General features: G+C 47.1%; 18 protein-coding genes and 1 riboswitch. Of the genes, 6 read left to right on the forward strand and 12 right to left on the reverse strand.

Annotated elements, in window-relative coordinates:
• Positions 1-2 precede the first annotated feature (2 nt).
• The 3 genes from MKY44_RS24210 (at position 3) to MKY44_RS24220 (ending at position 3,943) form a co-directional block, all read left to right on the forward strand.
• Positions 3-1,145 (forward strand): virulence factor, encoded by a 1,143-nt coding sequence (locus tag MKY44_RS24210; protein ID WP_047841582.1) that lies wholly within the window; start codon positions 3-5, stop codon positions 1,143-1,145.
• A 147-nt stretch (positions 1,146-1,292) separates the two neighbouring features.
• A riboswitch (Lysine riboswitch) is annotated at positions 1,293-1,508 on the forward strand.
• Between the two features lie 119 nt (positions 1,509-1,627).
• Entirely contained in the window at positions 1,628-3,106 is a 1,479-nt protein-coding gene (locus MKY44_RS24215) for an amino acid permease (protein WP_076328900.1), read from the forward strand.
• A gap of 195 nt (positions 3,107-3,301) precedes the next feature.
• Positions 3,302-3,943 carry a class D sortase gene (locus MKY44_RS24220; protein ID WP_341008906.1) on the forward strand — a complete coding sequence of 214 codons (642 nt, stop codon included), beginning with the start codon at positions 3,302-3,304 and terminating at the stop codon, positions 3,941-3,943.
• Positions 3,944-4,076: 133 nt separating this feature from the next.
• On the opposite strand, the gene MKY44_RS24225 is transcribed toward MKY44_RS24220, so the two are convergent.
• The 9 genes from MKY44_RS24225 to xylA form a co-directional block, all read right to left on the reverse strand.
• On the reverse strand, positions 4,077-8,588 hold the full coding sequence (locus MKY44_RS24225) for a collagen binding domain-containing protein (protein WP_341008907.1): 4,512 nt from the start codon (positions 8,586-8,588) through the stop codon (positions 4,077-4,079).
• A 163-nt stretch (positions 8,589-8,751) separates the two neighbouring features.
• Positions 8,752-9,879, reverse strand: a complete 1,128-nt coding sequence (locus MKY44_RS24230; RefSeq protein WP_036606951.1) for a transglutaminase domain-containing protein — start codon at positions 9,877-9,879, stop codon at positions 8,752-8,754.
• A gap of 292 nt (positions 9,880-10,171) precedes the next feature.
• Positions 10,172-12,565 (reverse strand): S-layer homology domain-containing protein, encoded by a 2,394-nt coding sequence (locus tag MKY44_RS24235; protein WP_341008908.1) that lies wholly within the window; start codon positions 12,563-12,565, stop codon positions 10,172-10,174.
• A 227-nt stretch (positions 12,566-12,792) separates the two neighbouring features.
• Positions 12,793-13,719 carry an alpha/beta hydrolase gene (locus MKY44_RS24240; protein WP_341008909.1) on the reverse strand — a complete coding sequence of 309 codons (927 nt, stop codon included), beginning with the start codon at positions 13,717-13,719 and terminating at the stop codon, positions 12,793-12,795.
• A gap of 169 nt (positions 13,720-13,888) precedes the next feature.
• Positions 13,889-14,515, reverse strand: coding sequence for a bifunctional 4-hydroxy-2-oxoglutarate aldolase/2-dehydro-3-deoxy-phosphogluconate aldolase (locus tag MKY44_RS24245; RefSeq protein ID WP_341008910.1), 627 nt, complete (start codon positions 14,513-14,515; stop codon positions 13,889-13,891).
• Positions 14,516-14,761: 246 nt separating this feature from the next.
• Positions 14,762-15,832: a glycosyltransferase gene (locus tag MKY44_RS31555; protein ID WP_445255494.1), complete on the reverse strand. Its 1,071-nt coding sequence runs from the start codon at positions 15,830-15,832 to the stop codon at positions 14,762-14,764.
• 1,082 nt (positions 15,833-16,914) lie between these two features.
• The gene (locus tag MKY44_RS24255) at positions 16,915-17,631 is read right to left on the reverse strand and encodes a glycosyltransferase family 2 protein (protein WP_341008913.1); all 717 of its coding nucleotides are present in this window, start codon (positions 17,629-17,631) and stop codon (positions 16,915-16,917) included.
• 221 nt (positions 17,632-17,852) lie between these two features.
• Entirely contained in the window at positions 17,853-19,346 is a 1,494-nt protein-coding gene (xylB, locus tag MKY44_RS24260) for a xylulokinase (protein WP_341008914.1), read from the reverse strand.
• Positions 19,347-20,025: 679 nt separating this feature from the next.
• On the reverse strand, positions 20,026-21,342 hold the full coding sequence (gene xylA / locus MKY44_RS24265; protein WP_036606941.1) for a xylose isomerase: 1,317 nt from the start codon (positions 21,340-21,342) through the stop codon (positions 20,026-20,028).
• Between the two features lie 198 nt (positions 21,343-21,540).
• Between xylA and MKY44_RS24270 the strand changes: the two genes are divergently transcribed.
• On the forward strand, positions 21,541-22,707 hold the full coding sequence (locus tag MKY44_RS24270; protein ID WP_341008915.1) for an ROK family transcriptional regulator: 1,167 nt from the start codon (positions 21,541-21,543) through the stop codon (positions 22,705-22,707).
• A gap of 147 nt (positions 22,708-22,854) precedes the next feature.
• Positions 22,855-23,052, forward strand: a complete 198-nt coding sequence (locus MKY44_RS24275; protein WP_017692236.1) for a hypothetical protein — start codon at positions 22,855-22,857, stop codon at positions 23,050-23,052.
• Between the two features lie 139 nt (positions 23,053-23,191).
• Here MKY44_RS24275 and MKY44_RS24280 read toward each other — a convergent pair whose 3' ends face one another.
• Both MKY44_RS24280 and trxB read right to left on the reverse strand, forming a co-directional pair.
• On the reverse strand, positions 23,192-23,422 hold the full coding sequence (locus MKY44_RS24280; RefSeq protein WP_036668031.1) for a glutaredoxin family protein: 231 nt from the start codon (positions 23,420-23,422) through the stop codon (positions 23,192-23,194).
• 62 nt (positions 23,423-23,484) lie between these two features.
• Positions 23,485-24,426 (reverse strand): thioredoxin-disulfide reductase, encoded by a 942-nt coding sequence (trxB, locus tag MKY44_RS24285; protein ID WP_047841589.1) that lies wholly within the window; start codon positions 24,424-24,426, stop codon positions 23,485-23,487.
• A gap of 256 nt (positions 24,427-24,682) precedes the next feature.
• Between trxB and MKY44_RS24290 the strand changes: the two genes are divergently transcribed.
• Positions 24,683-25,414 carry a ZIP family metal transporter gene (locus tag MKY44_RS24290; RefSeq protein WP_036606933.1) on the forward strand — a complete coding sequence of 244 codons (732 nt, stop codon included), beginning with the start codon at positions 24,683-24,685 and terminating at the stop codon, positions 25,412-25,414.
• A gap of 123 nt (positions 25,415-25,537) precedes the next feature.
• Here the strand turns inward: MKY44_RS24290 and MKY44_RS24295 are convergent, their stop codons facing one another.
• Complete coding sequence (locus MKY44_RS24295; protein WP_341008916.1) at positions 25,538-26,347, reverse strand: alpha/beta fold hydrolase; 810 nt, start codon at positions 26,345-26,347, stop codon at positions 25,538-25,540.
• Between the last annotated feature and the right edge of the window lie 74 nt (positions 26,348-26,421).

The following is a 26,421-nucleotide window of genomic DNA, read 5'->3' on the forward strand; positions in this document are numbered from 1 at the left end:
TGATGAATATTGTTTCCATTGAACCAACACCGAGTCCAAATACGATGATGCTACATCTCGATGAACGTCTGGAGGACGGAATTCGCAAAACATATACACTGGACAACGAACGATCTGCTCCGGCGTTCATTCGCCAGATGCTTCATATTCCCGGTGTAAAGAGTGTGTTCCACACAACAGACTTTGTGGCACTTGATCGTAAAGGGAATGCCGACTGGTCCGTTATCTTGGGCGAAGTCCAAAATCGCCTTGGACAGCAAGGCATCGATCTGGACTGGATTGAATCCGAAGATGGTTCAGGCGAGCACTTCGGAGAAGCACAGGTATTTGTACAATTCTTCCGAGGCGTACCGATGCAAATTAGGGTCAAGGCCGGGGTCAAGGAAGAACGAATCTCGTTGTCAGATCGTTTTGTCAAAGCCGTGACAGAAGTCGCCAGTGCAACGATGATCAAAGAACGCAAACTGAGTGATTACGGTGTTCGATATGGTGAATTGCCTGATATTGCACGTGAAGTCGAGCAGGAACTGGAAGCCGCTTACCCGCCGGAACGGCTGGAGCAAGTCATTAAACAGGCCATTGAACATGGTACCAAATCCGAAGAGTTCGTCGAGCGCCGCCGTGAATTGGATGGAGCCGAACTTGAAGAGGCTCTGCGAAACGAGGACTGGAATGTTCGCTATGCGGCATTTGACGGCATGGAGCCTACAGCAGAAAGACTGCCTCTCGTAGCCCATGCCTTGCATGACAATAAAATGCAGATACGTCGCTTGGCTGTCGTATACCTGGGTGACATTCGTACACCGGAAGCGATGGAATTGCTGTATGAAGCGCTTCAGGACAGTTCTCCTGCGGTACGCCGGACTGCCGGGGATACCTTGTCTGATATCGGTGATCCTGCCGCCACTCCAGCCATGACAGCCACATTATCCGATAAAAGTAAACTTGTACGCTGGCGTGCAGCACGTTTTCTCTATGAGGTCGGAACTGAAGAAGCAGAGCAAGCGTTGCGAGTTGCAGCCGATGATCCTGAATTTGAAGTCAGCCTACAGGCCAAGATGGCTCTGGAACGGATTGAATCGGGCGAACAGGCTGCTGGAACGGTATGGCAGCAGATGGCTGGCCGTAACAAAAAAGAGGAATAGTCGTCTCTCAGACCTCACATCCAACAATTGTTATTGCACTGGAAAACCATGCGCGTTATACTGATTGTCTGTTTACTAAACAGGACACACGGTGTTAAGTTGTGTTGTTCATAATTTCATAGACAATAGATACACCTCATCCATTGATGGTGAGGTAGAGGTCGCGGGTGCGATCAGTACGCTGATGGAGGCGCTAAGGAGCCGCTTATGAGATCAGCCGAAAGGTGTACCCGCCGAAGCTCGCTGGACGTTCCTTATACGGTTCAGTGAGCTGGGGCTGCTGTCGAAAGGCGCAGAACTGTCACAGAAGTACATTTCCTTTATATAAAGGTATGAATTCTTCTGTGTTGAGCTATCTTAATCATCTGGGACATGGTGCGGACATTGAAATATTAAAGACCGCAGGCTGATGCCTGTGGTCTTTTTGTTTTTATGAATTCAAGTATCGCAAACATCAGTATATCGAATGAAGGAGTGTTTCCATGCAAGACCGCAGTAACCCAACAACAACTGGACCTTCCCTGAAAAAAGGATTACGCGCACGCCATATGACGATGATCGCCCTCGGTGGCTCGATTGGTACCGGGCTGTTTCTCGCAAGTGGTACCGCCATCTCAACCGCAGGCCCTGGTGGAGCATTAATTGCCTATGTGGCCGTTGGCATCATGGTTTATTTCCTAATGACCAGCCTTGGTGAGCTTGCTACCTTTATGCCGGACTCCGGTTCATTTAATACGTATGCCGCACGTTTTGTCGATCCTGCTCTCGGGTTCGCCATGGGCTGGAACTTTTGGTACAACTGGGCGGTAACCATTGCAGCAGAGCTTGCTGCCGCTACTGTACTCATTAAATACTGGTTCCCCGACAGTTCATCCATGTTATGGAGCTTATTGTTCCTCGTGCTGATCTTTTCCTTGAACGTGTTGTCTGTTAAAGGCTACGGAGAGTCCGAGTACTGGTTCGCCATTATCAAAGTCGCTACTGTTATCATCTTCCTGGCCGTTGGTGTGCTCATGATCTTTGGTATTATGGGCGGAGAAGCGGTTGGTTTCAGTAACTTCACCATCGGTGATGCGCCCATCCATGGCGGATTCTTCGCCGTGTTAGGCGTATTCATGGCTGCGGGATTTTCATTCCAAGGTACCGAGCTTATCGGGGTAGCCGCCGGTGAAAGTGAAAACCCGCGCGAAAATGTACCTCGTGCAATTCGTCAGGTATTTTGGCGCATTCTGATTTTTTACATTTTGGCGATTACCGTAATCAGTCTGATCATCCCGTATACGCATCCGAATCTGCTCAAAGGTGATCTGGAAAATATCGGTGTCAGCCCGTTCACACTGGTGTTTGAGAAAGCTGGCCTCGCCATTGCAGCTTCCGTGATGAATGCCGTTATTTTAACCTCTGTACTCTCTGCCGGTAACTCTGGCATGTATGCTTCAAGTCGGGTTCTCTATGCCCTTGCCAGAGATGGTAAAGCCCCTCGTTTCCTCGGCAAGTTGAACAAAAAAGGCATTCCAATGAATGCACTTTTGCTTACAACAGCCGTTGGTATGTTGGCATTCCTTGCCTCCCTGTTCGGCGATGGGATTGTGTACACCTGGTTGTTGAATGCATCCGGTATGTGTGGTTTTATCACTTGGCTGGGCATCGCTATCAGTCATTATCGCTTCCGTCGTGCATACGTTGCACAAGGCAGGGATCTGAGCGATCTGCCTTACCGTGCACGTTGGTTCCCGTTTGGGCCAATCTTTGCCTTTGTCCTGTGTATCATCGTGATCATCGGACAGAACTATCAGGCATTCACGGGTGACCAGATCGACTGGAGTGGAGCCATCGTCGCTTACTTGAGCGTACCCCTGTTCCTGGTGTTGTGGCTCGGTTACAAATGGATCAAAAAGACCAAAGTGGTGCCGTTACAGGAATGTGATTTCACACCTACGGATTCACCAGCTGATAAATAGTGGCTACTTAATAAAACCTCCCCGTGGCGTTGCAGTTTTCCTACTGTGGCGAAACGGGGAGGTTTTGTTTTGGGGCGGCTTCCCCCTTCGAACATTTCTGTATGTCCTTTCGTCCCTGTCCATATTTTGTATAGGTCGGTAAGTAGAATAGAGAAAGGTATACTATTTTTCTTGGACAACGGGAGTTGATGTATAATGAAAAAATTCTCTATTCTGCTCGTTCTATTAGGCATCCTGATCATCAGCTTTCCTTTCCTGCGGGAAACGTATTATGACTGGCAGCAGACCCGTGTCATGAACGATCTGGAGCAATTGCAAAACGGCTTGTCTAAGCTTAATCACTCCTTCGAACAAGGCATACAGGATGCAGCTTCTGCCGAGCCGACTACTGACAATACAGGTACAGTGCAAGAGGCCTCCTCAGATACGTTGGGGGTGCTATCGATTGACAAGATTGATGTCCGCTTACCGATTCTGGAGGGTGCAACGGAGGGCAATATGAAGGTAGCTGCAACCCATCTTGTTGAAACCACCCGTATCGGGAACAAAGGTAATGCTGCCATAGCCGCTCATCGCGCCCACAAAAAAGGACGACTATTCAACCGTCTGGGAGAACTCCAGATTGGTGATTCAATGGAAGTCACCCTGGCAGATCGAACGATTATCCAATACAAGGTAGATCAGATATCCGTTGTCGAGCCAACTGACTTATCTGTGCTGGAGGATCCCGGGCTTGGACAGGTCCTTACCTTGATTACCTGTGATCCACTCGTCAATCCAACACATCGCCTAATTGTAAGAGCTATTGCAGTGAATCCGGAGGTTGCCGGATTTTGATCTTCCCTAAGGTGCAGCTGAAATAAAATAAAACACCCTCTAGTAATTCACATGATGACGCTGAGTCACTTGTGAAAGTTAGAGGGTGTTTTTTTATCCAAATATGATCTGTTCCTGCATTGCGTGCTGCGATCTAGCGCTGAAGCAATTGTCTGCGGCGGAAGTACATGAATCCCGCGCTACCTAGCGCCATCAGCATCATGCCCACAGCAGTGTAAGCCATTGTGCTCTCTTCACCTGTTTGTGGCAGCATTCCCTGAGATCCAGAATTTCCGTTTGGCTGTGATGCAGAATTTCCATTGCCCTGTGATCCATCTGTATCCGTTCCAGCAGGAGGTGCAAGTGCACCATCCCCATCCGGTGCATCTGTATCCCCAACAGGAGGTGCAGTGTCTTCACCGTTGGATACGCCTGGTGTCGGTGTCACTACCCCGGAATCTTCATCTGTCGGACTTTCGGTTCCTCCCCCAGACTCTGTAGGTTCAGTTACAACCGTGCCCGGAACTGACGGATTTGGCTTTCCTGGTTCCGGAGTTACTGGTTTCTCTGGATCTGGTGTTACACCCGTAGTAGGTGTTCCCGGATTATAAGGTCCACTAGACCCACCACCCGATACCGGGATAGCCTGATTTGTTATTTCCAAAACTACGGCTTCGGTTTGTATGTTCGTAATTTCAAATGGTACTGGTGTTGTTTCCAACATGTATCCGTTAGGCGCTTTTATTTCAACCAACTGATATTTATTGATATCCAAGTCTTCAAGTACAATTTCACCTTGTTGATTGGTTGTCAGTGTAACTTCATCTAGACCTGTTACCTTGTGGAACTCCCAATTCCCATTTGCATCCATCAATGCAGTTTGGGCCCGTAATTCAAACACAGCTCCTTGAAGGTGCTGAGTTCGACCCGCATTGGTTTTAATCAATTTCACAGAACGATCATTTTTTTTATTTTCAATGGTTAATTGAGTTTCCGGTTTGATAATAGATACAAGGGTCTCCGGCTGTTCAATAACAAAGCCTTCTGCCTTGGTCTCTACCAATGTATATGAACCATAGTCCAAACCGTCGAATTCAATGACCCCATTTAGGTCGGTTACTTTTGTATCGATGACAATGTTGGAACGATCACGCAATTCGAATTCAATTCCGCTTAATACGGACTTATCCTTGGCATTTACTTTGGTAACGACAAGTTTACCACCTGCACCCATTGCATTAGACTTTGTCAATGTAATACTCTCCGTCTGATTCTCTAAAATCGTAAACGGAATTGGTGTAGCATCCAACTGATAAAACTCAGGTGCCACGACTTCTACCAGCTCATAATCCCCTGGCAACAGTCCACCTTTGGCGATCTTCCCATCTTCCCCTGTCGTTAACTCATCGATTTTCTCTCGCGTTGCGCCGTCCTTGGAGTACAATTCGAAAGTTGCACCCTTAAGTGTCTTGGAGGAGTCCACCGCATCTACCTTGGTTAATTCAAAGCCTTGACGAATCTTTTTATTTTCAATTTCAAAAGCAATATCCGCATCCTTAAATTCAATCGTTTTACCTGAGGCAGAGCCATAATCAGGATCAACCAAGTATCCTGCCGGTGCAGATAATTCTTTTAACTTATAAGGTATACCGTTGGTTAGATTGTTTAATCGATAGTTTCTGGAGCTTTCAACCACACCATTCTCGTCCGTTGGTTTCAATGTTTCCAGAAGCGTAGTTCCAGACGCATTATAGATTGCAAATATTGCGCCCTCCAGCGGAACTCCTGTATCACTGACTTTGTGAATTCTGATTTTGCCCAGACCTGTAGAGGCTCCTCCACCTGCTCCAGCCAAGGAAACTTTGATTCCCGACTGATTACCTTCTCCGATTACCGAGGAAGATTGGCCCGCAAATTCAACCTTATTCTCAATTCGGGCGCCATGATCGGCATTAATATAAGACTGATATTCCAAAATGAATGCGGTATGAATATCTTTCTTGAAGGTGAAGGTAAATGTATTGCCCTCCACGTCCAATTCATAATCAGCCGGATCAACGAGTCCAGCTTTGGTGGATACATTGCCTGAATTGTTGGCTGGTAAATTGGTCGCATATAATTTCAATGAATCAGCCAATAAAATCTGGTTCTCTGACAAGGTATCTGTTAATTGGTTACCCGCAGGAATGAAAGATTGACTTGGATTGATATTTACCGTCCATGATGCTTTATCCGTTGTACCTTCTTGCTTGCCTGCTTTGCGCACGTATACACCACCGTTGGCAGGTGTAACACTGGCTGATCTATTAAATCGTATTTCACCACCCTCACCATCCGTCAGAACAGCCTGATTGGCATAAGCGCCTGCGACAGAATATGGTCCATCCAGACTTGTTTGGTACTGAATGCGATAAGCCATTTTGCCCATGTTACCCAGATCCAACGCAAAACCTTTACCGTCCGGGTTCAGCTGGAATTGACCAGGTGTGAGCGGAACCTCGCTACCTACAGCAGTAACATTATTGGCCCCCTGCAACTCTAACTCATGAACTTTCAATGAGCCGTCTACGAAAGATTGGTCTCCAGTGTAAGCATCCTTAAGGATTGCATCCTTAATATCGAACAAATTGTAGTTTACATCGATTGTCCAGGTGATCTTTTTATCTTTGGCGCTATATTCACCCTTTTTGTTACCATTTTGAATCGTGTAGTCCTGCGGTTTAACCGCAGCAGATTTGGTAATCGAAGTCTGTTTTACATCAGACTCTTCCCAATCGATCTTCGCCGAGTTGCGATATTCATCATTCGTTGGCATACCTGCTGTCGGATCGAAGCTTGTCTTATAAGTGATAACATGCTCCGTACTAAGCGTTATGCCGTCCTTCAAGCGAAGTGAGAATCCTTTTTCATACGTTGGATCAGCCGGGTCTGGAGTCAGTTCAAAGTCCTCTTTGTTAACACCACTCACTTGAAGACTACCCGGAATCAGTTTCATATGTCTGCCTTCGTAATTGTCGGTGATGACGATATCCGTCATGTCCTGCAAATCACGGTTCAAAACAATCTGCCATTCGATTTCTTTTGTGTTGAAGTTTTCACTTTTTACACTCTTTGCAAAAATGACTTCCTGAATGTCTCTTCGACCTGTTTTGGAAGTACCATCATACATGTTCACTGTGTTCGTAATGGTGTCGTTTGTATAAACACGATGAATGGATTGTGTATCATATTCGATCTCATAGGCCTTTGTAATATCGTTCTTAAAATGTAATCTGAAGCCATTATCGAACCCTGTACCCATCGCTTCGAGCGTGTATTCATTTGGATTGATCAGTGTTCTGTTCGAAGCCGCTCCACTTGCATTAATGTCCACTTGATACACTTTGACGGAATTGTTGATCAGTTGCTGTTTTGCCGTATCAAAGCGGTCTTCAATCCATGCATTCGTTTGCAAGATTTCTTGCTGATTATAGTTATATTGCACTTTCCATGTGACCGTCTGTGTCACCGGATCATACGCACTATCTTGCCCTGACTTGTTCAAAGGCTCATTAAAACTCACACGAACTCGGCCAATATCTGTTTCGTCGTGCTCGCTCTGATCTGTTGTAAGCGCAACCTGGTTTTGATACTCCACGTTGGTGAACGGAGCAGTGGTTGGTGCTTTAACACTTGTCGTATAGGTTACACGATAGGCCTTATCTGTGTCTCCCAATTGAATTGGAAACTGTGGTTCCGTTTGAACTACTGGGCCTTCTTTTACTGATCCATTCAGTTGCACTTCCAATTCGCGAATTTCGATATCGCCCTTGAGCTCCAGCTCTGCTGGGAATGTGTCTGCAAGAACGGCATTTTTCATAGCCTTCTCGCCTTGGTTAAAATCTACGGTCCATTTAATTTCATCCGAGTTGAAGTTACTTTTGTTTGCGCTTCCCGATTTCTTCAACTTATCTACGGCTGTGTTGGCAAAATGTACATCAATGATGCCCTGCCCCACGGAACTAAAGTCTATCTGTTGTTTCAAGCCATCTTCCATCTTGCTCTCATCGAACTTAATCCACACGTAGAAGTTACCTTCCAGCTTCGCATGCTCGATCAGTTCATTAAAGGTAAAGATGATTGTGCCATCTGGATTCACCACATACTCCCCAACACCGCCATCCAGATTACCCTTAAGCTGCGATCCGATGATGAATTTATCGGGCAAGTTAAAGGTGAACGTAGAGCCATCGCTGTAGTTGTGGTTGTCATCTGCAAGTCCCCATGTAAAGACTACAGCCACCTCATCCTGAATGCGTGGTCGAATATCCTCGATTTTATCTCCTTTGACTTCAATCGTGCCATTCCCGTTGTCTTCTGGTGCCTGATTGTACATCTGCACACTGGTAATCAATTGATCTGTAATTACCGGGCCTGCAGCTGCGATTGCTAAACTGCTCTGGTTGAGGTTTCCCTCCCCCTCTTCTTCCGGAGTGGCAGCAACGTCAACGTTGTCCACCTCTTCCGAATCTGCCAAACCTTCTTCTGACGCTGTATCGCTGATTGCACTGGCTGGCAAATTAGTTAATTCATCCTGAGCATGCATGGTTGGTGTAAATATCCAACCCTGCATCATTTGCGTGACCAGTAACAGAGCAATGATCACTATGCTCACTTTTTTCCTCATTTTTTGAATATCCTCCTCGTACGTAGTGTTGGCATACGCCGAAGATTAGAATAGCAAAGCGACATATACAAAAAATAGACAACACTAAAATCCTCGCTTTTGAACAGAAAATTGAACACAAATAAGGATACTCCTCAATCGGAGCATCCTGTTCAAACGGTTGTTATAGTGTCCAGTTAATTTTGACGCGCAGATCCGTAGTACCTTCCATTTTGGACACATAATAAGATATCGATTTCATGCCAAGCTGGTACAAATCTTGCAAATCTTCAATCAGCCCAGCCTCCGTACCCTTGTACCTGAATGTCAGCGAGGTTCCGCCTTCCTTCAGCTTACTTTGAACCTTGGTCTTCAGCGCAGCATGGCCTTTGACGGCATCCTGTTCATCATACAGGGAATAATCCAGAGCATGGTACAGCTTCTGATAAGCAGCTTTTTTGCTATCTCCGGCCTTCACCAGCTTTAATAAAGCTTCTCGATATGGGGCTGGCGCAGCGGGGTACTTGCTTTTGCCTGTCCAGATATGGTCACGTGCCATCTCATCATCACTCAGCAAATAATAGCTGTGGCTCACCTTACCTTTGCGGTCAGGGGTAGGATCATCCCAGGTGGTGTCCATGTGATACCACTTGCCATCCAGGTTCACGATATTCCAGGCATGAAGCTGCCCGCCTGCTGTACCTTCCACAATCCGGTTATCGATACCTACTCGCTCCAGCATCCGATATGCCAACAGTGAATATCCCTGACAGACGGTACTGCCTGTAACAAGCCCGTCGTAGGCCGTATATTTCTTCAACGAAGTATCGTAGGAAAGGTTAAGCACAATCCAGTCATGGATGACCTTGACCTTCTCATGATCCGTCATGCCTGGTTTGATGATTTCTTTCAACACGTTTGTGACTTTACGATTCACATAATCGGTCTGCTCCTTGGTCTCCCGATAGGAGAGAGTCACATGGACCTCGGCGGACACATTGGAGCCTTTATAATTAAATGCATAACTTTTAACGGTATATTGAATATAGGGGTCACTCTTCATTGCCTCATCGATGGAGGTTTGTAATTGTTTTTTGAGGCCTTTCACATTGCCTTTGTATGTAAAAACAAGTTCCTCCGTTCGCTGTGACATTGCGGTAAGCAAGGTCTGGCGCAAATCTGTTGCCGTGGATATATCTGATGTTCCTGATGCAGCATACAGTTGATCCAGATCAACCGTACGTGGTAACGCTACAGCAATCAGACAGCCTGCCAGCAGTATGGTGATAATTCGTTTCCCGTTCTTACCCATGAAAGGAACCCACCCTTCTTTGCAAAGTTCTCACGCCCTATTGTATCACAAAAGGCTCTGTCGTCATCTTCTATATCATTTCAACTAAAGAATATTTACACGAACACTCCGATGTCAGAACAACTTTCCGATCGCTGAGTAAATGTTTAGTTGAACTTATATAACTTTCGTAAAAATTAAATCAAAAGAGACCTTCTATGGAAGGTCCCTTTGATCTTCAGTTCAATAAATCACGATTACCCGTTATCTTCATCCTATGATTCGCTTGGGCAAGATATGAGTGATTCCTCGTCTAATACAGGCGATTACCACTCATAAACGTATCTGTCTTACCTTGAAGCTTCGCGAGCCGTTCCAATACCTGTGACGCTTCAGCTACCGTCACTTTACGTGCAGGCATGAATCGTCCTTCAATCGAAGGAAGCAATCCCAGCTTCAGACTCAGGGAAACCGCTCCCTTACTCGTAATGGCACTGGCATCCGCAATGTTGGGAAGATCCGATGGCAATGTATAGAATCCGGCCAGCTTCTCATAGCGTAAAATACGTACAAGCAGCACTGCCAATTCTTCACGTGTCATCTCTTCTTGCGGATTCAAATTCTGTTCAGGGTCCGCTCCGGCAAGCCAGCGCTGATCGATTAATGCCCGAACTGCCTTATAATACGGGCTGTCAGGTTTCACATCAGCGTATAACTTGTCATCTCCGTCCCCACTGTAGTACAGATCCATATTTGGATTAATCGCTCTTGCCAGATAGTTAAACCAATCTCCTCGGGTGATCACACGATCCGGGAATACGCGTCCCTGCTCATCAGCAAGCAATACGCCATGCTGTGTCATATTGCGTAGAGCTGCTTCGGCCACATGACCCAAGATATCCGTAGGTTCGGTCTTGGTTGCAGAGCTTGTGTCTCCGTATAAAAGCTTCCACTCCCCTGTGTTCGCATCCAGCGCTTCATAGTTACCATAGATCGAATTCTCATCACGTGTAGGCATATAAGCAAGATTCACCCCCGCCGGGATGACTTGACCACCGTTCATACCATATCCGCCATAACGGGAATATGCGAGGATCAGCTTGAACTCCTCCAGATAGAGTGCCTTGGCCTCTTCATAACTGATGGCTGGCTTAACATCTGCCGGCAGTTGTTCAGGCGTTGCCGCAATACGTGTATAGAACTCGTTAATCGTCCCGTTGTTCAACACCTGTACTTGTGCCGTATCTTCCTTAACCGGAATTCCGTTCAGATAACGCTGGAACAAAAATGTGCGAGCATCATCCACCTCAATCACGTTAGCCAGTCGGAACTGCTCCGTCGCGTCTGGAACTAGCGCAATCACTGTGTCCATCGCCAGTTTCTCAGCCTGCTTCCGGGTTACCAATTTGCCTGCCTTCTCCTCAGCCGGCTTCTCCTGTTCCATCTCTGGTCCGATTCGTTGCATCATCGTATAACTGTAGATCTGCCCGGTAACTGCATCTACCTGTGCTGAAATATCCCGCATGAACATATAGGACATATTGGCACTTCGATCGCTCCAGCTCAGACTCCATACCTGATTGTTCGGACTTGAGTAATATCCCTTGCCCAGCTGGTTATGTTCCAGCTTATAACCCTTGGGAATATCAAAGTTCGTTGCGACCCGATTGGCGGCCTGCTGAACATTTAACCTCGTACCATTGGCCGGGACAAAAGGAGTTACATCACCTTTCAACTTCGTATCCTGCTGCAAAGAATCTTCATCTACAGCTTTACCTGTTAATGTATTAATTCGTTCCAACGTATTGGCCTCAATCGGAACGATACTGATATTTTTTGGTGTATATGCAAGGTAATACTGCTGACCCTGTTTGGAAGATAGACGATCTTTGGCGATATAAGCCAGTTCCACATCGAACTGTTCTTCAAACTGCTGTCTGGCCTTCTCTTCTGAAGCTGCCGGTTTCGATGAGGGATACTTGGCTTCAATAGTACCTCGTGAGTAACCTGTCACCAAACCACTTTCATCCACATTAATGTAGACTGTCTCTGCGTCGGATAACAATCCATCATGTTTTAACTGGTACCCGTATCGATACTCTGTTCTGCCAAACAATGACTCTTGTTCGATGGAAGAATACAGATCTCCAAGCGGAGCATATTCACTTTCCTTAAGACCTGGAATCGCTTGGTACAACAGTGCCACGGCCTTTTCTTCAGCTTGAGCTTTGGTTAACTTCACATCTGATTCCGAGACATGTTTATCCAGGATATCCGACGGCAAATGTACACTTAACACTTCCCCTGTGCCTGCATGTACAGTTCCACTGAATCCCGACGTATGATTGCCTTGTGTAATCTGGAACCCGATCTCCCACGCCTTGTATTCTGGCGGTGGATAGGAATTAGGTGAATCGAATCGTGCAGATGAGATCGTTGCTTTTTTTAATAATGGAAATAATTTCAGTATATTTTCACTGGCTTGCCTGGATGAGATTTTCGCTCCCTCAGGCACGTCATTGCTCGTTGCGTCTAGTTGTTCATTTTCCCCCGTTGTCGCTGCGGTCAACTGCTCTGCTTGCGCGGCTGATGCACTGCCTGCAAAACCTGGTGTTTGCGAAGCAAGCAGCAGTGTTGCCATCGCTGCGGTTGTTGCTTTCGCTGCGAACATTTTCAAACGTAAATTAAACTTCCAATTCAAACTCAAATCTGGACCTCTCCCTTCAATTTCATACAAAGAAGCATAACAAATAACCTCGCATGAATATTGCCAGTCTATTCTATGATACCATAAGCTTCCTTTTTAATCGTCGTTTTCCGGGCAATTTTACAAATGTGAATTTCTGCATATTGCTAGTAACAGCAAAAAAAACGCCAATTACGTTGGCGTTTTCTCTGTTAGCCTGCACTCTTATGTAGGCTGATTCTACCTTGTTAACTACTCGCTATAGACGAATCATTCGAATTCGCCTGACCTTGGACATGGGTTTTCAAAAATGGAATAACGGTATCCCAGAAGGCGGGATCTTCCTCGGAACAACTGTGTCCTCCGCTGTTGACCCATAGATGTTCTACAGGCGGATCGGCTTTGGACATAAAATATTCAAGCTCACTCGGGGGAATGAAATTATCTCCCTTGGAGTGCACCATAAGCATCGGCAGTTGCATCCCCCTGCGCCGTTCATTCAGCATCGTCACCGGATCACGCTGACGATAAGATTTCAGAGATTCACCCAGTCGCCAGAACCAGATTCTCGGAATTAACTGGGCCAGTGGAAACAAGGGCAGACGCCGGCGCCTCAGCTCTGAACTGACGATTACCTCAAATTGCGATGGCATCGAGTCCGTAATCACTGCTGATACAGGAATTCCCTCCGTCACTGCAAGAATCGTACCCAGTCCACCCAAAGAATGTCCAAGCACTCCGATGGCATCCGCATCAATCTCTGGTCGTGCAGTCGTATACTGCAACGCCGCGAGCAGATCATCCCGGAACAGGTAGGCAGATGCAGCACGAACCGGATCACTGGCCCCATGACTACGCACATCATACATAAATAAGGCATATCCAGCTTCCCAGATCGGACGTGCGTAACGAAGAACACGGGAGCGATTGGAGCCCCAGCCATGTGCAATAATAATGAGCGGCCATGGTTTCGGAATGTCGACTCTGGCCGGGATGAACCAGCCATGCACCCGACCTCCCCCACTGTCAAAGGTCACATCCTCAAATGGCATTGGGGGTGTCAGTGTGATTGGAATCTTCTTGGGTGTCTGGCTCTTTACCGCTGCCTTCCATAAACCACCTGCCGTTACTGCGGCCACGGCGAGCATGCCGCCTATCACTGTTTTAGCTTTCACAGGGCATCTCTCCTCTCCGAATTCTGGCATACATCCATCATAAAACAATAGAATGAACGGCACGTTAAGCGACATGGCTTTTTATGATAAAGATTAATCTAACAATTAATCTAAAGGCACCTTCATATATATACCCAAATATACATATCCCTCATCTGACGTTGAAAACCTAGACTTCAGCTGCTTCCACAAATCTCCGTGCACATTCTGCAATCTGCTCATGATCTCCTGCCACAAGAGCTTCTCGTGGTAAAAGTGCACTTCCCAGACCCACTGCAGCAGCGCCTGCTGCGTAATAATCAGCAATATTCTCCAGTGTGGCACCACCTGTTGCCAGCAGTGGAATATGATTCAGTGGAGCTTTGATCTCCCGCAGATATGGTATGCCCAGACTCGCCATCGGAAACAACTTCACAACTCGTGCTCCCGCTTCATGGGCAGCGACAATCTCCGTGGGTGTCATGGCTCCAGGCCAGATCTCGACACCATGTTCTACAGCATATTCAATGACAGACAGATCGACATTGGGAGACACCAGAAATTGTGCTCCTGCAGCAACTGCTTCCTTCGCCATCTGCACATTCAGTACCGTACCCGCTCCAACAAAAGCCTTTCCTTCATGCCGCTCACGCCAGTCTGCAATAATATCATGTGCTCCAGGTGTGTTCAGTGTGACTTCCATCAATCGGATGCCACCATTCGTCATACCTTGTCCAGCTGTTACTGCCGCTTCACGGCTTATACCACGTACAATCGCGACCAGCCTCGACTCCAATAGAACTTCCGTCAGATTCATATCCAGTTCCCCTTGCTTCATCAATTCGGCAGCCGAAGACAGGCAATCATGGTCACCGCTTTTCCGTTATTCATTATTGTAAAGCATATCCTCCCCTGGATGAAATACATTAATCCATTTCAAAGTGAATGCGTCTTCACCAACTCTATGATGTATTTTTATCACAATGCAAAAAACCTCTCCATGGAACATGGGCTGATTCACCCATTCAATTCCACGAAAGAGGCCGTATTTCGACTGAAAATATTAAGCATTTTCCAACACGTTATCCTTCTCCAAATCTTTAAAGTATCGATCGTTATATAACATGCTCGGATGTGTTGGATGATAGGCGAGTGCGATATCATTATGTTCCCGGGCCTTGGCACGGTTACCCATCCGGTCATAACACACACATAGTTGCAGATGCGGCATCCAGGTCCAGGCTGCTTCATTCAGCACTACCATAGGATCATCAGGACGTACAGCACGAGTCGCCTGTTCGTACCAGAACAGGGCCTTGCGATAATCTTCACGGTCGGCAAAATAACCACCCAATCGACAGCATATCTCAGCTCTTGGCAAATCATAGGCAAATGATCGGAACAACGCCGTGACTTCCTGTTCCGAATGTTCAAGTGCAGCTTCACAATCCGCAATTTTCTGGCAAGCAGCGATCTGATCTTCCACCCAGCCCAATCCGGTATCCAGAAACTTCTCATAGTACTTCACTGCATCCTCATGCTGTCCATGGTCCTTCAGTTCGTTACCGAAGTAGTACAAGTCACGCGGCCCGAATTCCTCTCCGGCCTGTTCCCTTTTGCGATAGATCCGCAGATTCCGATCGGTATACTCCTTATCTTTCTTGTGGGTAACCGCTATATCACTATGCAGCAGATTGCCCGCTACAGCTAGGTATTCATGCACCGCACCAATCCAGCGAAATTGCCGATCCCGACGCACCAGACGATTCCGGCGCAGACTGTAGGCTACCTTGCCATCTGCTGTGAATGACAGATTATAATCCATCGTGACACTATCAACATCCGGGTCCAGCGAACGTTTCAAGGCGATCAGTTTCGCCCGATCTTCCGGTTCAAACACATCGTCGGCATCCAGCCACAGAATATATTCACTTTTTGCCTGATCGAAGGCAAAGTTGCGTGCTGCTGCAAAGTCATCCACCCATTCAAAATCAACGATACGATCCGTATACCTGGAAGCGATCTGACGGGTACGATCCGTCGAACCGGTATCCACGATTACAATCTCATCGGCAATCCCGTTGACCGAGTCCAGACATCTGGCCAGGGAAGCTTCTTCATTTTTCACAATCATACACAGGGTAATACTGATCGTCTCCTCACCTCGTCTCGCCCTGCGATTAAAGGCAGATACCCCCGGCAGTTCGGACAATCGATAGATGTGGTACGCGGGGAGATGAGTATCGACGAACAAACGAAAACCCAGTGCCTGAGCACGGATGCAGAAATGACGATCTTCACCCCAGAAGGATACATTGGGAATCTGGTCATATGAAACTCCAGCTGCCAAAACATTTTTGCGAATAAGGGTACACGCCCCTAGTCCTCCAACTTCATAACAACCCGGGATCCGGAGTTGCGTTAGAAAAGCAGTCGTTTGCGTGCCCTCGTCCTCCGCCTCGGTTCCGTCTACTGTTTTGCCACCGCGGCGATATAAAGCATACTCATCTTGCAGCCATACCTGCGGCATTTCCTTGGCATCCGGCTGCCAGCGGGTCCAAAAGATATTGGATACAATGTCTTTGCCACTCGATACAAGTTGCTCCAGCGTCCGCGGATGCAGCACCAAGTCAGAATCAATCAGGAAAACCGCATCGTAGTGATTGTCGCGTGCATATTGCAATATGCGATTTTTCAAACCGGCTACACGCCAAATCTGCTCATCCTGCCAATAATGTCCTCCCTCATCCTTGCTGTACACCCCTTTGTTGTCAGGACTACCGTTACCATGTTCATCTGCTTGAATAACCGTCCCTTCATGCTGAAGCACAAATTCATGCAATATATTCGATGCGGCTTCTTCCACGTTATCGTCAACAAACAGATAATCCGTCTTCACTGTTGTTCGTTCCAGTGCATGTAGAGAATCCAGAAATTCACGGAGCACCGGCGTTGTCTGGCGAACCGGGCTGGCGATCAGTATTCTTTCCTGGCCAGGCGCTTCAAGCGTTTCCGATTGGCGGGTTTCCAGCGATTTATCAGAATGTCTGGACGGTCGATGATTACTCTGGCTTTCTTTCTGATTCTCATTTGCGCTCTCATGTTGCTTCTCATTCTGATTCTCTTTCTCTTGGGAATTCGGCTCTACTTGAGATTTGAATTCTTCTTGCGATTTACGTAACAGGTCTTTCTTCAACGTGCTCACTCCCCCTCTCCTTATTCGAACCATGCCAACAGTCGTGGCTCTTGATCCAATATCGATTCGTACTGTTCCTTCCAACCGTATCTTGCTTCAGGGTCCAGTGCTTGATAGCGTTCATATTTGCGGATGCGGTCTTCTTCCCGCGCCCAACCATAGTGCTTCACCCGAGGAGCATGACATCCATAGGACCAATGCTGGATCGTTAACGGAAAACGACCACAATGCTGGGGTGTCTCCTTCCATTCATAGTTCATCCCCGGGTGATAACGAATCAGAAATGGCCGATAATAGGCATGCGCCTGCCAGAACTCATCTTCCCTGTAATGCGTCTCACTCCACATATCAAACAATCTGAAATAGATCGCATCTTCATTGCCACTGAGCAACAGATCCCGTACCACCCCAAAGTCACTGGTTAGAATCTCATCCGCATCCAGATTCAAAATCCACTCCGGATTGGTCGCCACCGTCTCTTCCCATTGTTGTTTTCTCAAGCTTACCTCGTCTGCAAAACGTGAAGCAGCGTTCTCCACTAATACGAGTGGAATACCTTCCAGAAGTTCCCTGCACAGTGCGACCGTTCCATCCGTGCTTCCGTCATCAATGATTACTGCGCGATCAATCCAGGGACGATGTCTCTCCAGTGCCTGCCTGAGATACCGATTCTCTTCATTACGAACGATCATCGACAAGGTAATATGCGGTCTTCCATGTTCCTCATGTCCATCCAAAGCTTCACCCCCATGCTCAAGCTTCTACCTATTAAAATGTCCGACACACGATGCCTGGACGAATCACAATCCTCTATTTCCAATCTATGCAGAGCCGGAATGCGGATATGCAGGCCAAGTAAACCTTTCATGGGGTTAATCTTGATGAACGACAAAAAAGCACCCGCCTTCGCGGATGCTTTTAAATGTAATCATAAGATTAATGTAGTGAAATAAATGAATTAACGGTATTCAGCCAAACGATCATTGAGACTACGTGTCTGTCCATAGACTTCCTGGTACAGTGCAAACAATCCATCATAGACGGCAACCGTTTCCGGGTTCGGCTCATAGGACTTCGCTGGACGAATAAACGCTGTTGCACATTCCTGCAAGGATGGGAACCAGCCACAGCCATAGGCAGCCAGCATCGCTGCACCCATCGCAGGACCCTGTTCGCTCTCCAGCTTCACAATCGTAGCGTTAAAGACATCCGCCTGCATTTGCAACCAGGCTTCATTTTTGGCACCACCACCAATGGAGATGACTTCATTGACGGTTTTACCTGCGCCACGCAGAATATCAATCGACTCCCGCAGCGAGAAGGTAATGCCCTCCATCACCGCACGTCCAAAGTGCTCCAGCTTGTGTCCTGCATCCATACCGATGAAGCTGCCACGGATGTTCGCATCCGGATGAGGTGTACGCTCCCCAACGATATATGGTGTGAACAACAATCCGTTGCTGCCCGCCGGAATCTGATCAATGCCCTGCAAGAGTACATCAAATGATTTGTCCGCTGCAAACGTATCCTTGAACCAGGACAGGCTGTATCCTGCGGCAAGCGTTACACCCATAATATAGAAGGCATCTTTCTCTCCATGGTTAAAAAAGTGTACTTTGCCTTCGAAGTCGAGATCTTTACGCTCTTCGTAGGAAAGCACAACCCCGGACGTTCCGATGCTGCACATCGTCTGTCCTTCACTCAGAATGCCTGCGCCAATGGCACCGCATGCATTGTCCGCGCCACCTGCGTATACTTTCGTCGCAGTCGCCAGACCCGTTTTGTCCGCAATCTCAGACAGCAACGTGCCCACTTCCTCAAACGATTCCACAAGACGTGGACAAAGGGAGATTGGTAGCTCGAATGCTTCTGCAATCTCTTTGCTCCACTGTTTGCCTGCAACGTCCAGCAGCAAAGTTCCCGCTGCATCGGAATAATCCATAGCGTAATCCCCGGTCAGGCGATAACGCACGTAGTCTTTCGGCAATAGGAACAAGGATGCTTGCTGTAACAATTCAGGCTCGTTCTCCTGAACCCACAAAATTTTTGGCAAGGTAAAGCCTTCCAGTGCACGGTTCCGGGCAATGCTTAACAGCTTGCCATCCAGCACTTTTTCGATCCGGCGGCACTGAGCCGTTGTGCGTGTATCGTTCCACAGGATTGCATTCCGCAGCGGTTTGCCTTCAGCATCCACCAACACCAGTCCGTGCATCTGACCGGAGAAGCTCAATCCTTCGATTTCCGAAGGCTGCACGCCAGACACTTCGAGCAATTTACGCAAGGAAACAATGGTTTGCTCTACCCAATCTTCGGGATTTTGTTCACTGTATCCAGCCTTGGGCTGGTACAACGGATATGCCTCGGATGCTTCAAATGCCACTTTTCCTTCACGATTGACCAACACGGTTTTGACCGCGCTAGTTCCAAGATCGACGCCAATTACGTAACTCATAGGTTAACTCCTCTCGTTTGTAACAGGATTGTATAAATGAAACCCTTGATGCTCATATGGTCACTTCGTGATCAGAAAACCCTCGAATCGCCGTTACCCCCAGATTTCCTTTATACCCCTTAGCAAGGGTGAAATCCGGGGATAAATGCGACCGCTTCGCTTCCTCGGGTCCTTTCTGCTCACTTCGTTCTGCATGTACCATCTTAGACAACCATTTATATCAAAACAGTAAAAACATACTCGTTTTTGTAGCGAAAAGATTGATCCAATGACCTTGATTCGTCATTGATTATAAATGAAACCCTAATGCTCATGTGGTCACTCCGTGATCAGAAAACCCTTGGATCGCCGTTACCCCCGGATTTCCTTTATACCCTTTAGCAAGGGTAAAATCCGGGGATAATGCGACCGCTTTGCTTCCTCGGGTCCTTTCTGCTCACTTCGTTTAGCATGCAAATTATTCATTTATATCAAAAATTTAAAAATCGCGTTATTTAATCAAAAAACCGCCCCCGTCTTCCCAAGGGAAAGTCGGGGACGGTCCGAATGTCATGCTTGTTCAGGCGTTCCATGGTACAAGCTAATCTTGTTCATAGGCTAGTTTGGATACTAATGTCCAACACATATGAGTTGAATAACCATTGGTGGTCGACGTGCACCAACCCTACCTAATGCGCTATTAGTCAGCCAAGATGTACTGGTTGAGTTGTGCTCTCAGCAATTCCTGACGTCCGGATTGGTTTTTACGTGGGCTTTCATTGTTGAGCGCGTACTCAGCAAGGGAAGCCAGTGTTGCTTTACCTGCAACCACATCTGCACCAATACCTTCGCTGAAGCTGCTGTAACGTTTTTCGATGAAGTCATCGAATACGCGATCTTCAATCAACTTCGCTGCTACTTTCAGACCTTTTGCATACGTGTCCATACCTGCGATGTGTGCCAGGAACAGATCGTCAGCTTCGAAGGAACCACGACGTACTTTCGCGTCAAAGTTCACACCACCACGGCCGATACCGCCGTTTTTCAATACTTCATACATTGTCAACGTAGCATCGTACATATCAACCGGGAACTCATCCGTATCCCAACCGATCAACATGTCGCCTTGGTTCGCATCGAGGGAACCGAGCATGCCGTTTGTACGAGCAACGCGGATTTCGTGATCAAATGTGTGACCAGCAAGTGTAGCATGATTCGCTTCCAGGTTGAGTTTGAAGTGTTTGTCCAAACCGTATTTTTGCAAGAAAGCAATGGAAGTTGCTGCATCATAATCATATTGATGTTTTGTTGGCTCTTTTGGTTTAGGCTCGATCAGGAATTGTGCATCAAAGCCAATTTCCTTCGCGTAGTCTACAGCCATGTGGAACATGCGAGCAATGTTGTCTTGCTCCAGTTGCATGTCTGTGTTCAGCAATGTGTCGTAACCTTCACGACCGCCCCAGAAGACATAGTTTTCAGCGCCCAGGCGTTTACCCACTTCCAGACCTTTTTTGATCTGTGCTGCTGCGTGAGCATACACGTCTGCGTTGCAAGTGGATGCTGCACCAAACATGAAGCGTGGGTTCGAGAACATGTTCGCCGTGTTCCAGAGCAGTTTTTTGCCGCTGGATTTCATATGATCTTCAATCAGATCAACAATGGTATCAATGTTGCTGTAGAACTCGCGCAGGTTGTTGCCTTCTGGTGCAATGTCCACATCGTGGAAACAGAAGAACGGGAGATTCATTTTTTCCAAAAATTCAAATGCCGCTTCCACGCGTACTTTCGCGAGGTCCAGACCTGAGTATTTATCCCACGAACGAACAGCTGTCTCCGCACCAAACGGGTCACTGCCGCCTGCAGTTAATGTATGCCAGTAAGCCATGCCGAAACGGAAATGTTCTTCCATCGATTTGCCGGCTACCACTTCTTCCGGATTATAATGTTTAAAAGCAAAAGGATTCTTGGAATCTTTACCTTCGAATGCAATTTTATTAACGGATTCAAAATAGGCCATGTGTAAAATGCCTCCTCAATAGTTTTAAGAAATCGTTTACACCGTTATCCTATCACATCGAATATACTTTGTCTATTGGTTAAACAAAGTAAAATAAAATTGTTTTTTACATGTTTGTTTACGCTATAATAGTCGAATAACTTGTTTCGGATGTGGGTCAGAACCCTTTTATCAGAAGAATAGGAGTGCCTTAACCATATGAAAATTACCGGAGACCAGATGCTGGTCAAAAAAATAAACAAGTCGATCGTTCTGGATACGATCCGGCGCCATGCCCCTCTTTCTCGCGCACGAGTGTCCGAGGTTACAGGGCTGAACAAAGCAACGGTATCCAACCTGGTTGCTGATCTGATCAGTGATGACCTGGTGCAGGAGATTGGCCCTGGGGAATCCAGCGGCGGTCGTAAACCACTCATGCTGCTGTTTCGAGGGACATCAGGCTATGCAGTCGGTCTGGAACTCAGTGTGACCCATTTGAAAGGCGTGCTTACAGATCTGGAAGGACACATCATTACAGAGTACGCAGTGACCTTGGAACATCACGACGTGTCCTCTGTTCTGGAGCAATTGAAATTGGCAGCAAAACAGCTCATTGATGCAGCTCCTCCTTCCCCTCACGGTGTCATTGGGATTGGTATCGGCGTGCCCGGCATGGTGGATGAGGCCGGAACGGTCCTGTTTGCACCCAACCTGGGTTGGGAGAAGGTAGCTCTGCGCTCGATGCTTGAAGAAGAATTTCAACTGCCTGTAACGATCGATAATGAAGCCAATGCTGGTGCCCATGGAGAGTTGAATTTTGGGGCAGGTATCGGTGTCCGTCACATGATCTACATCAGTGCAGGTATGGGGATTGGTTCAGGCATCATGGTAGATGGTGAATTATACAAAGGCGCGTGGGGCTACGCAGGGGAAACAGGCCATATGTCCATTGAAGCGGAAGGTCTGCCCTGCTCCTGTGGTAATCGTGGTTGCTGGGAGTTATACGCATCGGAAAAAGCCTACGAGCACTCGGACCATCAGCTAAAATTACCTGCTCATACCACACGCGAGCTTATTCATTATGCGGAGCAAGGTCACGATGCTGTTCAAGAATTATACAACACGATTGGGCGCAAACTGGGGATTGGCATTACCAATATCGTTAACAGCTTCAACCCGGAACGTATTATCATTGGCGGTCCGCTCTCTGAAGCAGGTCCCTGGATTGAAACAGCGTTAAAACAAGTTGTCGAGGAACGTACATTACCTTATCACCGCCGCAGTTTGCAGATTGAATGGGCAGCTCTGGGCAGCCGTTCCACCCGCGTTGGTGCCGCTTACTCTGCGATATCCCAGTTTTTAGGAAAAATTAGGGTATCTGTCTAATAACAGCTGAAAATTGACATCATTTCGCCCCATTTCCTCCCTTTTTGTTAAAGAAATCCAGATGTATAATGGGGTTATGTGATTTTTGTCATGGCTATGTGAATGTAGCTGTGTTAATTCCGATAACGAAACGGAGTGAAAAAAAGCGTGACCTACGTGGATACTTCAGATATCTCGGCGCAAATGTTTGTCACCGTCCTCCTGTTCCTGATTGTGCTTGCGCCCCTGTTCAGCCTTGGCATACTCCGATTGTTCCAGAGCAAAAAGAAGGCTGGTTTCATGTACATGCTATCAGGATTGCTGGTGTATGTTGTATTTCAGACTTTCATGAGTATTTTTTTCTAGATCATATTCTGCGTTTGCACAAAAAACCGTACCCTTCCGGGTACGGTTCTTTCTATATCCTAACGGCTCGCGAAAACCGGAATTGCATATGAATCGAAAATTTCTTTCAACACATGATGATTCAGATAATCAGCCTGATTTAAGCGTCCAATGCTTTCGCAAATTGAGTTTTGTTCATACCCAGAATGCGGTGTTCACCAATGACAGTCAATGGCACGGCACGTACACCCATGTCCCATACTTGTTGTGCAAATTCATCGCTAGTTTCGATGTTGCGCTCTTCATATGAAATACCTTTGTCAGCCAGGAACGTTTTTACGGATTTGCAGTTCGGGCAGTTCGTTGATGTATATACAATTACGTTTTCCATGTTTAATTCACCTCATATGGTTTTATATTAATCTATAGTTTGGTTGGAATCAGCTCATTCTATTACAGAACAACTGCGCTGTGCTCCAAGCTCTCAATGTATTTCTCTGTGTCCATGGCAGCCATACATCCGCTACCTGCAGCAGTAATTGCTTGTTTGTAACGTGTATCCTGTACGTCACCACATGCAAATACGCCTGGGATGTTTGTCTCGGATGTACCTGGTGTAGTCAGGATATATCCATGTTCGTCCGTAGTGATCTGTCCGCCAAGGAAACCAGTGTTTGGTGTGTGACCGATCGCTACGAATACGCCGCTTGCCGGAATCACTTCTTCTTCACCTGTCTCGTTGTTCAGCACTTTCAGTCCGGTTACGCCGTTGTCGCCAGCAAGTACTTCAAGTGGTGTACGGTTCAAAGCCATTTCTACTTTTTCGTTGCTGCGTGCACGATCCTGCATGATTTTGGAGCCACGCAGTTCTTCACGACGGTGTACCAGTGTTACTTTGGAACCGAAACGGGACAGGAAACTTGCTTCCTCAAGGGCAGAGTCGCCACCGCCGATGACGATGATTTCTTTGTTACGGAAGAAGAATCCATCACATGTTGCACATGTGCTGACACCGCGGCCTACATTCGTTTCTTCGCCAGGGATACCCAGGTATTTAGCAGTTGCGCCTGTGGACAGGATCAATGTTTCCGATACGAGTTCACCCATACCTTCAACTTGAATCTTGAATGGACGCTCGCTCATATCGATGTTGTTCACCCAGCCTGTGCGGAATTCAGCACCGAAGCGCTCCGCTTGTTTACGCATGTTATCCATCAGTTCAGGACCCATAATACCATCAGGGAAACCTGGGAAGTTCTCCACTTCAGTCGTTGTTGTCAGTTGGCCACCAGGTTGTGGTCCTTCAATAACGAGTGGGTTCAAGTTGGCACGTGCCAGATAGATTGCTGCTGTAAGCCCTGCAGGGCCTGTTCCAATAATAATTGATTTATACATGTATAGTTCCTCCCCCGGGTTCTGCAAAAAGGTTAGACCCTCCGGCATCAAAAGCTTAGGCTTTTGCATACACTAGAACGAAAAGCCCACATCATGTCCACAAGACCTGCCTGTGAAATGACAATGGCCCTATGCAGAAACGGAATTCTAATTTATAATCATTCTAATCTGTTGTTCATTATGATCTCTTTTATGTACGGTGTCAATGCTCGGCAGCGATTATGAAGAAGTCTTCATCAGGAGGGAAAATGGAAGCATGAACGATGCACTCATTGGCAGTTTTATATCAGCCATGTCTACTGGCCTAGGGGCCGTACCGATTCTATTTATGCGTAAAATATCACACCGTCTGCGTGATATCTTGCTGGCATACGCCGCAGGTATTATGACCTCGGCCTCGGTGTATAACCTCATTCCGGAAGCGCTTGGCCAATCGAATCTCTTTGTACTTGCATTTGGTATTATGCTTGGTAGCCTGGTTCTACTTGTGCTGGAGATGAAGATCCCACACGTCGATCTGGAGAATCCCGAGAAAATGCCTTTTAAAATTGAAACCAAAGCCTTCATGATTATTGCAGCCATCACCATGCATAACCTGCCAGAAGGGTTATCCGTTGGCGTTAGCTATGCAAGCTCGGATGAGAACCTGGGCAATCTCATTGCCTTCTCCATCGGATTGCAGAATGCACCGGAAGGATTCCTGGTGGCCCTCTTTCTCGTGAACCAGAACATTGGCCGCTTCAAAGCGCTGGGTATTGCCACCCTGACGGGAGCGGTAGAGATTATAACAGCTATGATTGGTTACACCTTGAGCAGTCTCGTAGCTGGTCTTGTGCCTTATGGTCTGGCCTTTGCAGCCGGTGCGATGATGTTCATCGTTTATAAGGAACTTATTCCCGAAAGTCACGGCGATGGCAATGCACGTGTGGCGACGATGTCCTTTTTGCTCGGGCTCATCACGATGATTGGTCTGACCGAACTGTTTTAATTGAAGACTAAAGAACCCGAGCGAACAGTCCAAGACTGTCGACCGGGTTCTTTGTTTAGCCACAAATGAAGATTCCATGAAATTAATGGGATCGTCCGTCAGAGGCATTATGCCCTCTCCTGATCAGGATTGGATGAAACGAATCAGTTCCGAATTGAATTTTTCCAATTCATCATAGAATGCACCATGACCGCTCTCTTCAAAAGCAATCAGTTGAGACGAAGCGATGCCTTGGTGCATCTGCTCGGCGAACTCAAACGGACAGATCTCATCTTTTTTCCCGTGTAAAATGGCTGTTGGCACCTGAATCGAACTCAGGTCACCTCGCAAGTCCTCATCCCGCAACGCCATTGCACTGCGAATGGTACCATAAGATGAAGCTTCCATGCCGAGGGCGTGGAACCAATCCATGAATGGCTGGCTGTGTTTCTTCGCGAAGAACATGCCGCCAAACGTCTCCAGTAACTTCGGACGATCTGCAAAGATCGGCTCAATAATCTGCTCGTTCAGCTGCTCCGGAGTCAATCCATACGGATATCCTTCACGCTGTGTGAACACAGGTGCTGCCGCAGATAACAAGGCCAGCTTGGAGACACCATGTCCCTTATGGCGAGCCATGTAATGTACTGCGATCGCTCCACCCATGGAGAACCCTGCGAGCACCGCGTCTTTCAGCTCCAGATCATCAATAACGGCACGAACATCGTCTGCCATACGATCATAATCATACCCTGTGGAAGGCTTATCCGATAAGCCATATCCTCTAAAATCTATCGCGATGGCACGAATGCCATGGTTCGGAAGTACGTTCAACTGGTATTCAAACATTTTATAATTAACAGGCCAGCCGTGCAAAAAGACAACCGGGGTGCCTTCGCCAATATCTTCAACATATACTTTTACATTTGGTTCCACTTGTACATAACGTCCCATATTTCACAGCTCCCTTATTATCGAATCGTCTCTTCGAATCATTACCCGCTGACCCAAGGTTCAAACGTAAGCTG

It is taken from the genome of Paenibacillus sp. FSL R7-0026, from assembly GCF_038004485.1.
Lineage (GTDB): Bacteria > Bacillota > Bacilli > Paenibacillales > Paenibacillaceae > Paenibacillus > Paenibacillus xylanexedens_A.

Coding starts and splice junctions, on each gene's coding strand:
- MKY44_RS24210 (WP_047841582.1), top strand. CDS start 3: ATGAATATTGTTTCCATTGAACCAACACCGAGTCCAAATACGATGATG.
- MKY44_RS24215 (WP_076328900.1), top strand. CDS start 1,628: ATGCAAGACCGCAGTAACCCAACAACAACTGGACCTTCCCTGAAAAAA.
- MKY44_RS24220 (WP_341008906.1), top strand. CDS start 3,302: ATGAAAAAATTCTCTATTCTGCTCGTTCTATTAGGCATCCTGATCATC.
- MKY44_RS24225 (WP_341008907.1), bottom strand. CDS start 8,588: ATGAGGAAAAAAGTGAGCATAGTGATCATTGCTCTGTTACTGGTCACG.
- MKY44_RS24230 (WP_036606951.1), bottom strand. CDS start 9,879: ATGGGTAAGAACGGGAAACGAATTATCACCATACTGCTGGCAGGCTGT.
- MKY44_RS24245 (WP_341008910.1), bottom strand. CDS start 14,515: ATGAATCTGACGGAAGTTCTATTGGAGTCGAGGCTGGTCGCGATTGTA.
- MKY44_RS31555 (WP_445255494.1), bottom strand. CDS start 15,832: ATGATTGTGAAAAATGAAGAAGCTTCCCTGGCCAGATGTCTGGACTCG.
- xylB (WP_341008914.1), bottom strand. CDS start 19,346: ATGAGTTACGTAATTGGCGTCGATCTTGGAACTAGCGCGGTCAAAACC.
- xylA (WP_036606941.1), bottom strand. CDS start 21,342: ATGGCCTATTTTGAATCCGTTAATAAAATTGCATTCGAAGGTAAAGAT.
- MKY44_RS24270 (WP_341008915.1), top strand. CDS start 21,541: ATGAAAATTACCGGAGACCAGATGCTGGTCAAAAAAATAAACAAGTCG.
- MKY44_RS24280 (WP_036668031.1), bottom strand. CDS start 23,422: ATGGAAAACGTAATTGTATATACATCAACGAACTGCCCGAACTGCAAA.
- trxB (WP_047841589.1), bottom strand. CDS start 24,426: ATGTATAAATCAATTATTATTGGAACAGGCCCTGCAGGGCTTACAGCA.
- MKY44_RS24290 (WP_036606933.1), top strand. CDS start 24,683: ATGAACGATGCACTCATTGGCAGTTTTATATCAGCCATGTCTACTGGC.
- MKY44_RS24295 (WP_341008916.1), bottom strand. CDS start 26,347: ATGGGACGTTATGTACAAGTGGAACCAAATGTAAAAGTATATGTTGAA.